This window comes from Roseofilum sp. SBFL (genome assembly GCF_017746885.1).
Taxonomy (GTDB): domain Bacteria; phylum Cyanobacteriota; class Cyanobacteriia; order Cyanobacteriales; family Desertifilaceae; genus Roseofilum.
In genome coordinates this window covers 21,271-31,626 of record NZ_JAGHZH010000076.1, presented here as the reverse complement: position 1 = coordinate 31,626, position 10,356 = coordinate 21,271, and the positions used below count along the sequence as shown (strand labels likewise).

10 protein-coding genes and 1 pseudogene are annotated in these 10,356 nt (G+C 46.1%); 4 read left to right on the top strand and 7 right to left on the bottom strand.

The features are described 5' to 3' along the window. A pseudogene (locus J7545_RS08730) lies at positions 1-122 on the top strand (photosystem II q(b) protein); the annotation flags it as partial. Between the two features lie 147 nt (positions 123-269). Next, positions 270-860: a Uma2 family endonuclease gene (locus J7545_RS08725; protein ID WP_318701131.1), complete on the top strand. Its 591-nt coding sequence runs from the start codon at positions 270-272 to the stop codon at positions 858-860. Here the strand turns inward: J7545_RS08725 and trpD are convergent. Then, positions 854-1,924, bottom strand: a complete 1,071-nt coding sequence (gene trpD, locus J7545_RS08720; protein ID WP_318701130.1) for an anthranilate phosphoribosyltransferase — start codon at positions 1,922-1,924, stop codon at positions 854-856. The two genes, J7545_RS08725 and trpD, sit on opposite strands and share 7 nt — an antisense overlap. Before the next feature lie 108 nt (positions 1,925-2,032). Between trpD and J7545_RS08715 the strand changes: the two genes are divergently transcribed. Further along, positions 2,033-3,904 (top strand): hypothetical protein, encoded by a 1,872-nt coding sequence (locus tag J7545_RS08715; protein ID WP_318719456.1) that lies wholly within the window; start codon positions 2,033-2,035, stop codon positions 3,902-3,904. Positions 3,905-3,970: 66 nt separating this feature from the next. Here J7545_RS08715 and J7545_RS08710 read toward each other — a convergent pair whose 3' ends face one another. From J7545_RS08710 to folD, 3 genes are read right to left on the bottom strand one after another with little or no spacing between them, the layout of a single operon-like run. After that, on the bottom strand, positions 3,971-4,429 hold the full coding sequence (locus J7545_RS08710; RefSeq protein WP_318701128.1) for a divergent PAP2 family protein: 459 nt from the start codon (positions 4,427-4,429) through the stop codon (positions 3,971-3,973). A 9-nt stretch (positions 4,430-4,438) separates the two neighbouring features. Then, positions 4,439-5,365 carry a geranylgeranyl diphosphate synthase CrtE gene (crtE, locus tag J7545_RS08705; RefSeq protein ID WP_318719455.1) on the bottom strand — a complete coding sequence of 309 codons (927 nt, stop codon included), beginning with the start codon at positions 5,363-5,365 and terminating at the stop codon, positions 4,439-4,441. 37 nt (positions 5,366-5,402) lie between these two features. Then, positions 5,403-6,278, bottom strand: coding sequence for a bifunctional methylenetetrahydrofolate dehydrogenase/methenyltetrahydrofolate cyclohydrolase FolD (folD, locus tag J7545_RS08700; protein WP_318701125.1), 876 nt, complete (start codon positions 6,276-6,278; stop codon positions 5,403-5,405). A 171-nt stretch (positions 6,279-6,449) separates the two neighbouring features. On the opposite strand from folD, the gene J7545_RS08695 reads away from it, so the two are divergent. Next, the gene (locus J7545_RS08695; RefSeq protein WP_318701124.1) at positions 6,450-6,797 is read left to right on the top strand and encodes a hypothetical protein; all 348 of its coding nucleotides are present in this window, start codon (positions 6,450-6,452) and stop codon (positions 6,795-6,797) included. Between the two features lie 30 nt (positions 6,798-6,827). Here J7545_RS08695 and J7545_RS08690 read toward each other — a convergent pair whose 3' ends face one another. The 3 genes from J7545_RS08690 to J7545_RS08680 form a co-directional block, all read right to left on the bottom strand. After that, complete coding sequence (locus J7545_RS08690) at positions 6,828-8,525, bottom strand: serine/threonine-protein kinase (RefSeq protein WP_318701123.1); 1,698 nt, start codon at positions 8,523-8,525, stop codon at positions 6,828-6,830. Between the two features lie 221 nt (positions 8,526-8,746). Next, positions 8,747-9,835: a phospho-N-acetylmuramoyl-pentapeptide-transferase gene (gene mraY, locus J7545_RS08685; RefSeq protein WP_318701122.1), complete on the bottom strand. Its 1,089-nt coding sequence runs from the start codon at positions 9,833-9,835 to the stop codon at positions 8,747-8,749. A 186-nt stretch (positions 9,836-10,021) separates the two neighbouring features. Beyond that, on the bottom strand, positions 10,022-10,273 hold the full coding sequence (locus J7545_RS08680; protein WP_318701121.1) for a DUF3134 family protein: 252 nt from the start codon (positions 10,271-10,273) through the stop codon (positions 10,022-10,024). Positions 10,274-10,356: the final 83 nt, after the last annotated feature.

Sequence of the window (10,356 nt, the reverse complement as noted above, 5' to 3'; positions counted from 1 at the left end):
TCAACCGCGCCAACTTAGGAATGGAAGTAATGCACGAGCGCAACGCTCACAACTTCCCCTTAGACTTGGCCGCTGGAGAAGAAGCTCCTGTAGCTTTAACGGCTCCTGCTATCAACGGTTAATTCCAGTTTTTGATTGACTGAATTTAATCAAAAAAAACGCTCTCCGCAAGGGGGGCGTTTTTTTTGGTTTTTTAGATCTGGACAATGTTATGTTATAGGGAAAACTTGACTGATTACCCATTACAGATTACTCATTACCAGCGCTGAATGACACAGCTACGCGATCGCCGGACAGATACGACCCTAATTGTTGAAGAACGAACCTGGGAACAATTCCAATGGTTAAAAAAAGGATTCGAGGGAATGCCTGGAATCCGGTTAGGGTATTATCGAGGAATCATTGAAATTATCATGCCTGGGGAAGAACACGAATTTTTCAAAACCATCATTGGTTTTCTGATCGAATTATTTCTCATTGAAAAGGGAATTGATTTGATTCCCGCAGGTTCGATGACTCAGGAGAAGAAAGGGCGGGTTTCGCTACAAGCGGATGAATCCTACTGGATCATTGAAAAAAAGCCCATTCCCGATTTATCCATTGAAATTGTTTTTACCAGTGGCAACCTGAGCAAACTAGAGCGCTACCAAGCTTTAGGTGTGCCGGAAGTTTGGTTTTGGGAAGATGGAGTATTGTCTTTATACCACTTACGAAAGGATGGTTATTATCGGATAGAAATTAGCGAACTCCCTGGACTGAGGGATTTAAATATCCAGCTCTTTTCGCAATGCGTGTTACTTGCTCAGACTTCTAGAATCGAGGCAGTACGCCAATTTCGCCAAGGAATTGTATCTTATTGATCGCTGAGGAAATTCACCAAGTCCTGCACTTTATCCCAGGCTGCACCACTGTTGAGAATGTCCAAGGCTTTCTCAATTCCTTGGCGATGCTCTCCCCAAGGAGTTATTTCACCGACTTGCAGGGCAAATGAGGCATTGAGCGCAACGACTTCTCGCTGTGCAGGAGTTCCCTTGCCTTGAAGAACGTTACGCAAGATATCTGTGTTTTCTTCAATTTCACCACCGCGTAATTCAGAAATCGGCGCAGTAGAGAGTCCTAAAGTTTCAGGATTAATTTCAATCGATGTTGTGCTATTGTTCTCCACAATCCCTAAATCGGTTATATCGCCTAATCCTGCTTCATCTAACCCTTCTCGTCCATGTAAAACAATAGCTCGTTGAACGCCGAGTTGCTGTATCGCTTCAGCGACAATAGGTACTAACTGACCATCATAAACTCCCATCACTTGCCCTGTAGGTTTAAGAGGATTCACCAATGGCCCCAATAAATTGAACACCGTCCGCATTTTCAGCGTTTTGCGAATGGGGACAACTGCTTTCATTGCCGGATGCCAACCGGGAGCAAACAGGAACGTAATTCCCACTTCACCCAAGGCAGCAGAAATGGCATCGGGGGCTGCTTTCAGGTTTATGCCCAGTGCCTCTAAAACGTCCGCAGAACCGACTTTACTCGACGCTGACCGATTTCCATGTTTTGCCACTTTTATCCCGGCTGCTGCGGCAACAAACGCTACTGCGGTGGAGATGTTAAAGGTAGATGCACCATCTCCTCCTGTGCCACAGGTATCAATCACGGGTTCAGTATGTAAGAGTGCTTCTGAAGGACTAGCTGCTTGCGCTTGCAGCACTTGAGCCATCCCTGCTAATTCTGTCGGCGCAACTCCTTTAGCTTGAATCGCGGTTAAAATGGCTCCAGAGAGGACGGGGGGAATGTCTTCATTAAGCCACCCCTGCATGAGTTTGACTGCTTGAGAGCGGGAGAGGGACTGTTTGTCCATCAGTTGTTGCAGTAAATCGGGCCAACTGAGAGAATCGGATGGGGTTGTTTGGGCAGAATCTACCATGAATCCAAGGTTGATAAAGGAATAGGAGACCATTACCAGTTACCAGTTACCAGTCACCAGTTCATGGAGGTCAGTTAAGGTAATCTTATCACTATCAGGAAACTTGGAATGACTATGCGCCGGTCTTTACGCCCTTTACGTCTGTGGTACGAACGAGCGATCGCCTTTATTATTTTACTCAATGTAGGTTTAGTGTTGTTTGATGCGACCTATGTCCGATCTCGCAATCAGCATTTATGGCTGAATTGGAAGGTTTTTGAATGGAATGATATCCCTCAAGAAGAGTATATAGCCTTGGTGGATCGATTGAATGAGGCGATCGCTAATGAAGGTTTAGAGTCTTTAGCCGTTCAGTCGTTACTCTCCCAAGTGCAAGCCCGAAGTATGGATATATTCGTGGAGAATCCCCCATTTCGACTACTGGGTAGATATAGTAATTTACATCAAATTCAGGAAAGAATTATCGAGAGTACAGGCTTAACAGATTTAAATGCGGCGATCGCCCAATATTGGAGTCGTGACTTTATTGCCCGTCGTGGTTGGGGAAGCCATTGGAGTGAGTTTAATATCGAAATTCGTCCTTTCCTGCTTTTGTATGAACCGGTTCTCGATTATGACATTATTAAAGGCATTGAACCCGATCGAGGGGCGCAAGACTATGTGCGAGAGGTCGCTCAATTAAAAGCCATTTTAGAATTTGAAGGCCCAGACTCTGCCCTGGTTGAGCCACAATTAGAGCGATTAAAAGATTTAACCGATCGGATGATCGATGAAGAATATGCCATTAATTCGGTTAACAAATCAGGCAAAGTTAACCGAATGAAAACGATGATGAAAAATCATATCTATAGTGAAGATAATCAAGCCAACCGAGAAATGATTCAATCTCGACTGAATCTTTTCCGAAATCCCAATTTGATTCAGGTCATTGCCCCTGAGTTATTATGGGCAGACTTATCGGCTAAAGATGCATTTTATGAATTCTGGTCTAGGGATAATTTTCAGGAGAATAATTGGCGAGAATCGATCGAATTCCTGCGGAATAATTTTTACTTTTTAGTGGAATCAATGTACTATCGCCACTTAGATAGCACGGGAGAATTTGCCAATCGTTTTCTGCTGATCGATTTTCCATTTTTACTGATTTATTGGGTCGATTTTATCGTCAAGGTTTTGTGTCGATTTTATCGCGAGAAAGGGATCGGTTTAGGACTGGCAATCGGCACTCGCTCCTATGATTTACTCTTACTTCAACCTTGGATACCTGGCTTGCGCGTGATTCCCTTAGTCATTCGCTTTAACCAATCAGATTTAATTGATTTAGAACCAGTACAAAAGTATTTGGGCTTAAATTTCATTGCTAGTTTCGGTCAAGAATTAGCTCAAGTCGTGGTGAATCGGGGAATTGGGCAACTGCAAAGTCGAATTAGTGATGGTTTAATTCAGAAAGCTTTTACTAAAACTCCTCGTGATGCGAATCCTGAAGCTGAAATTACCATAGACAATGGAGAACAAAAACAACGTAGCTTTGGTAGTATTACGGGACGAGTTTGGGAAGTAACGGCTTGTAATGTACTGCCGGAAATTTCCCCGGATCTCGAAGCATTCTTACGCTATGAAGTGGATAAAACACTACAAAAGTCTGGTTGGTATCAGCGACTGCAAAAAATACCCGGTGTACGCCGATTTCCCGATCAAATTGCTGAAAAACTGGTAAAACAAATTATTCAGACGCTAACTCTTAATCCCCGAAAATCTTATCTGAAGGGACAAACGGAAGCGCCCGATATGCTCGAAGAGCAATTGAAAGAGCGTTTGGGGGAAAATTTCCGACAGAAGCTACAAGCAGAACTTCAGAAAAATTATACGTTTGAGGAAATGGATTTATTACTGATCGAATTATTAGAAGGAGCAAAAATTGGCGATCGGAATGACTCTGTGCCCCAACCCCAATTAAATCCTGTTGAGAGTAATAGGTAATAAGTAATTGGCGATTGATTCACGGATACTATTACCCATGACCAATTACCCATTACCCTCTATCCATTAGAATGTATAACGACACGCTAACCAGGCAATGACTACGCCTAAAAGTAGTCCCATAATCACTTGAAATGGGGTATGACCGAGTAGTTCTTTGAGACGGTCTTCATTAAATTCTGGGTTTTCCTGAAATAACTCATCAATAATTTGATTAAGGATACGAGCTTGTTTGCCGGCGGCTTGGCGAACCCCTGCGGCATCATACATAACAATGATGGCAAAAATGGTGGAGATCGCAAATTCTGGACTTGACCATCCTGTGGTTATACCAATACCAGTAGCTAAGGCAGAAACCAGGGCAGAATGGGAACTGGGCATTCCTCCCGTAGTGACTAAAGCACGAATATTGAGCTTTTGATGTTTAATCAAATCAACGACTAATTTAATCGCCTGGGCACTCAAACAAGCAATCAAAGCGATGATTAATATCCGGTTCCCCAGAATTTCATTCACAACCTGCATTCCTCTTCTCTAATAACTTCGGGCAGTAATAAAGTCAGCGATCGCCAGTAGGGGTTTCGCCGCTTCTCCATACCCCTCCAACTGAGCTTTGGCTTGTTCAATTAAGGACTTACTTTCTTGTTTGGATTTCTCAATTCCCCAAAGACTAGGGTAGGTAGCTTTTTGGGCTTGGGCATCTTTACCACTGGTTTTCCCCAGTTCTTCAGAAGTAGCGGTAATATCGAGGATATCATCGACAATCTGAAAGGCGAGACCAATATTTTTGGCATATTGACTTAAACGCTCTAATAACTCTGAGGATGCCCCCGCAAGTATGGCTCCAGAAACGACGGAAGCTTCGAGTAATGCACCCGTTTTGTGGGTATGGATATAGTTTAAAGTGGAGATATCAACATCCGATTTACCTTCAGATTCGAGATCGACCACTTGTCCCCCAACTAACCCCGCCGCACCAACGGCAGTAGAAACTTGGATAATGACCTGTAATAAGCGATCGCTCTCCACCCCTTGAGTCTGACGGGCAATATGTTCAAAGGCGTAGGTTAAGAGACCATCCCCAGCTAAAATAGCGATGTCTTCCCCATAGACTTTGTGGTTGGTGGGTTTACCCCGACGATAGTCGTCATTGTCCATGGCAGGTAAATCATCATGGATCAAAGACATGGTATGCAGCATCTCTAAAGCGCAGGCAGTCGGCATCGCCATGTCTATGGTGCCCCCAGATAGCTCACAACTCGCCAGACAGAGAACAGGACGCAGACGTTTACCTCCAGCTAAGAGGGAGTAGCGCATGGACTCATAGAGGGTTTCTGGATAGAGTAGGGGGAGTGCTTGGTCTAAGGCAGCTTCTACTTGGCGCTTGCGATCGCCTAAATAAGAGTTTAAATTAAAGGCGATCGCCGATTGAGGAGATTGCATATCGTTTGTTCGTACCATTCTGAATGGGATTTGAGTTAAGGTTAGATCTTTAAATTTATGCGATCTTTTGACGGTAACTCCATACTGTATTTTGCAATAATAGGGCCACGGTCATCGGCCCAATCCCACCAGGAACAGGGGTAATGGCGCTACAGATAGGTTTGAGAGCTTCAAAATCCACATCTCCGACTAATTTTCCTTTACCCTCATTACCAGGCATACGATTAATTCCCACATCAATGACTACTGCACCGGGTTTAACCCATTCAGCGGTAATCATCTGGGGTCGGCCTACCGCAGAAACTAGGATATCAGCAGAGCGGGTAATTTCAGATAAGTTTTGCGATCGCGAATGGGCAATCGTTACGGTGGCGTTGGCTTCGAGTAACATTAACGCCATCGGTTTACCGACTAAAATACTGCGTCCCACCACAACGGCATTTTTTCCAGAGATCTCAATGTTATATTCTTTCAGCAGAGTCATTACCCCTTCAGGGGTACAACTGCGGAGTCCTGTTTCCGAGCGCACCAGTTTTCCCAGGTTGGTAGCGTGCAGTCCATCTACATCTTTCTGAGGATCGATCCGATGCAAGAGGGCAACCGCATCTAAATGTTTGGGTAGGGGGAGTTGCACCAAAATACCATCAACCCGCTCATCTTCGTTGAGCGCTGCAATGACTTCTTCGAGTTCAGCTTGCTCGGTGGAAGCGGGAAATAGGCGACCAAAAGACTCAATGCCAATGCGATGGCACGCTTTTTGTTTGTTCTTTACATAGATGGCACTAGCCGGATCATCTCCCACCAAGAGTACCGCTAACCCTGGAGGACGGCCCATTTGGGGTTGTAAGGACTCAATTTCAGCTTTTAACCTTGCTCTGATAGTGCGAGCAGTTGCTTTACCATCGAGAATTTGTGAGATATCGTTTGCCATGCCAAAAATCAATTGAGAAAGGGACAGCGAATTATAGCGCGAAGCACGGATAATGGCCAATGGTGAGAGTTTTCCCCATTCCCTCCTGCCAACTTTCGCTAGAATCAAAACGTAATTTTGAGTAGAGTCCACAATACTCTCATGCACAAGCGAAGGGTTAGGAGGTGGAGATTGATTAGCCTAGTGTTGATCGCCAGTTTATGGGGATGTAGTCTAGAGTTGCCCTTTAGTTTACCCTCTGATGGGATTACACCCATTGAGAACTTAGTGCCCACTGCTTCCGGGACAGTTGAGATTCAAGGTCAAGTAGTTAAGTTAATTCCCCTGCTCAATGGCTATGCCTATCAGTTAGAAGATGATACGGGGGTTGTAGTGGTGGTAGCTACAACAGAAGCGCAGCAAGTGGCGATCGGGGATTCAGTTAAAATACGGGGAGAATTGCGCTATCAAAGTATTCCCATTCAAGGTCAGGAATTAGGGGAGGTCTATGTCGTGGAGTTAGAGCGACTGTTGAATTAATATCTATTCCCTATTCCCTATTACCATTAATTATTTCAACTGCTTGTCCCAAACGGCGACATAAATGCGGTCATTGCTTTCCCGTTCAATTACGCCCCTCCAGTTCTGGTGGGCAAATTCATAATATCTGGCTTGACCTCGGTGTACTCGCTCAAATTCATCGATCACGGCTAGGGGAGCGTTACTGCCTAACATACCATTAACCATCACCCGACTGATAAATCGATCGATGGTTGGGTCAAAAGAGACTTCTGTTTGTCGAATCTTACCCGTATTGGGATCGAGTAAATATCCCAATTTAATCTTGCCTAAATCATAACTGATGGCTTTGGTTCCCCAGAGTCCAGGTGTCGTTTGGCTCGGTTCTCCAAGAGCCGCTAGTACCAGTGCTTCTGAGGTTCCAGGCGGAAAACCTCTCGCCACCGGAGGGGGAGTAGGTTGGGTGGGTTGGGGTGTGGGAGTTGGAACGGGTGCGGGGGTAGGTACGGGGGCAGGTGCTGGTGTTGGTGTGGGCGAGGGCGTGGGTTTAGGTGGGGGTGTGGGTTTGGGTGAAGGTGCTGGTGTCGGTGTGGGCGAGGGTGTGGGTTTGGGAGTCGGAGTGGGAGTGGGTGATGGAGAAGGTTGTGGTGTTGGAGTGGGTGATGGAGAGGGCTGGGGACTGGGGGACGCAATGGGCTCAGAGGGACGGTTAGCCCGTTGTAGGGTAGCGGTTACCCCTCCGATTAAACCAGCGATCGCCACTAAAATCACGATCGGCAGCCAAAGCCATGGCCGAGATTCAGTAGTATTACTTGGTGTTAGAGTTCCCAATTTACCTGTAGTACTCGGACGAGGCACAGACGGCGGAACCAGGGCAATAGTGGCGGCTTGGCTGGTGGATGAAGGAGTGGGTGTAGTGGCTTGAGGAGTAGTTGGAATAGCCGTAAGTGACGTTTGGGGCAATAAATCAAGCCATTCCCGAATGGTTTGTGGTCTATCTTCAGCATTCAGAGCCATTCCCCGCAACACCGCTTGATTAACCGCAGGACTCAGATGGGGTTGGAGGTCTCTGGGGCTTGGCATTTGGTGGCGATCTCGTAAAATAGAAGCCACGGGTATTCTGGCTGTCAGTATCGTATACAGGGTAGCCGCCAGTCCATAAACATCACTGGCAGCACTGCGACGCTGCGATCGCATATACTGCTCGATAGGAGCATAGCCTTCTGAAACTAAACTGGTATGGGTTTGGGTTAAATTTTGCTCATATTCCCGGGCAATACCAAAATCGATCAGCACCACTTCCTGAGTGCCTTCGTGCAACAAAATATTTTGGGGCTTAATATCCCGATGCAACACGCCCTTCTGATGGACAATCTCTAGCGCTGCTCCAATTTGACGGATATAATGAATCGCGATATCCTCACTTAAGGGGCGATCGGAATACACCAACTCAGCTAACGTCGGCCCTCGAATATAATCCATCACCATATAGGGTATCCCATCTTCCGTAAAGAAATCGCTCACCCGCACAATATGGGGATGTACACACAGCGCCAAGCGGCGAGCCTCATCCTGAAACTTCTGCTCAAACTCCTGAAAATTAGGCTGTTTCCGAATCGACTCATTCAAAGTTTTAATTACCACTATCTGATGCAGATAATGATGGGTCGCCTTAAACGTTAATCCAAACCCACCTTGACCCAGTTCTTCATCAAGGGTATATTTTCCTCCTTGCAGTGTTTTGACCATAGTTTCAGATATGTCGCTGTTGCCTAAAAAGGATTTCGATTTCAAGGTGAGATAGTTAGATTGTAGTCCAAATGACCTGGATTTTGATACAAAGATCCAATTGGCCATTGAGCAAAAACTAAAAGCATCAGAGCGCAATCAGCCAGTCAATCCCAAAGTTGAGTAGATAGAATAGCTAAAGGGGCGATCGCCGTTCAATCTATAAAAATTGACAGGATGACCTAGAGGTGACTGAGAATGGCGAGGATACCAACAAAGCCATAAAATACACCCACCACTTGGGTTTCTGACCATCCAGAGAGTTCAAGATGATGGTGCAGAGGAGCCATTTTCAGAATCCGTTTACCGATACCGTCGGGGCCTTTGGTGGCTTTGTAGTAGCTTACTTGTAAGATAACGGAGAGGGCTTCGATGACAAAGAGACCGCTGAGAACCAATAAGCTCCAGATGTTACCGCTAATGAGGGCGATCGCCGCTAAACCGCCGCCAAGAGCCATGGAGCCGGTATCTCCCATAAACACTTGGGCAGGGTTGCGGTTGTAGACCAAAAAACCAATACAACTGCCACTGACGGCAGCGCAGAGGATCATTAAACTCGGAGCAGTGGGTGCCAACAGAACGCCGAGGGCTAAAAAGGCGATCGCGCAGGTTCCTCCCGCTAAACCGTCTAAACCATCTGTGAGGTTCACCGCATTACTTTCAGAAACCAGGGCAAAAGCCGCTATGGGCCAAAAGATAAAACCGAGAGGCAGGCTAACCGCTCCAAATAAAGCCACTGTGGTCAGATCTGCTGGTTGCGTCAAGAGCATCCACAAGCAAAAAACAACCGCCAATAGGGTTTGTAGGATCAGCTTCATCCGGGGAGAAATCCCCTTATTGGAGCGACGGCGGAGAATTTGCCAATCATCAATCCACCCGATCGTTCCATAGCCTAAGATAACGAGGGAAACGACTAGAACCAGGCGATCGCCACCCGAAGCCACCAGCGCCACCAGAACAGCTACTGGAATAAAAAAGATCCCTCCCATAGTTGGAGTACCCGCTTTCTTCAAATGGTCTTGCGGCCCATCTTCGCGGATAATTTGGCCAGCTTTAATCTTTCTTAAGGTCGGTACAGCCCAAGCCCCTATAAGGGTAGTCAGTAGGAACCCGCTCCAGAAAGGCAGACTCAGGGAAAACCAACCCTGGGATAATTGGTTCATTTGTAGATCTAACGTTAAAGCTGTCAGTCCCAGACCAACCAGTAAGATTAAAAATAGACGGGTTCCCCAGGGAAAGGAGAACCCCCCAAAGCTAAGTTTCGCGTCCACAGTTTGTCCTCACATTCACACTCACAGAAACTCTCAATCTAGAGTTACAGCAGTTTTCGCGCTTTATGTAGTACATCTTTCTCCTCCTACCTTAGAAAAAGGAGCAGTAAAAGTCCCCCGATCTTCGGAGGATTTAGGGGGGATGGTTCTGACTGTACCTCATGACATCACGAAGCGCTGTATCGCTTACTCATCATTGATGGAATCATCATCGTCATCATAGTTATCATCTGCTCCATCCATCAGCTCGAGTTCGGAGATATCCACATCATTCTCTACAAACTCTTGCTCTTGGGGATCGCGGGCAGACATGCGTCCCGTTTTTTCCAACCAGTCTACTAGGGACTCGGTTTGAGGAGAAGGAAGAATAGGAGCCAGTTGAGAACGAGCGGTTTCTCGCAAGGAGGGGTTTTTGATCGGTACAAATTTGGCAGACATGGCTGAGAGAATAGGAAAATCCAATTGGTGATACTCATCTCTTTTGAGTTTATCAGGATTCTGGAAAGCCAGTTGTTAGCATA

Bases quoted from the DNA above. Each gene is read 5' to 3' on its own strand.
- J7545_RS08690 (WP_318701123.1), bottom strand. From the start codon at position 8,525: ATGGTCAAAACACTGCAAGGAGGAAAATATACCCTTGATGAAGAACTG.
- J7545_RS08680 (WP_318701121.1), bottom strand. From the start codon at position 10,273: ATGTCTGCCAAATTTGTACCGATCAAAAACCCCTCCTTGCGAGAAACC.
- J7545_RS08710 (WP_318701128.1), bottom strand. From the start codon at position 4,429: ATGCAGGTTGTGAATGAAATTCTGGGGAACCGGATATTAATCATCGCT.
- trpD (WP_318701130.1), bottom strand. From the start codon at position 1,924: ATGGTAGATTCTGCCCAAACAACCCCATCCGATTCTCTCAGTTGGCCC.
- J7545_RS08725 (WP_318701131.1), top strand. From the start codon at position 270: ATGACACAGCTACGCGATCGCCGGACAGATACGACCCTAATTGTTGAA.
- J7545_RS08715 (WP_318719456.1), top strand. From the start codon at position 2,033: ATGACTATGCGCCGGTCTTTACGCCCTTTACGTCTGTGGTACGAACGA.
- crtE (WP_318719455.1), bottom strand. From the start codon at position 5,365: ATGGTACGAACAAACGATATGCAATCTCCTCAATCGGCGATCGCCTTT.
- folD (WP_318701125.1), bottom strand. From the start codon at position 6,278: ATGGCAAACGATATCTCACAAATTCTCGATGGTAAAGCAACTGCTCGC.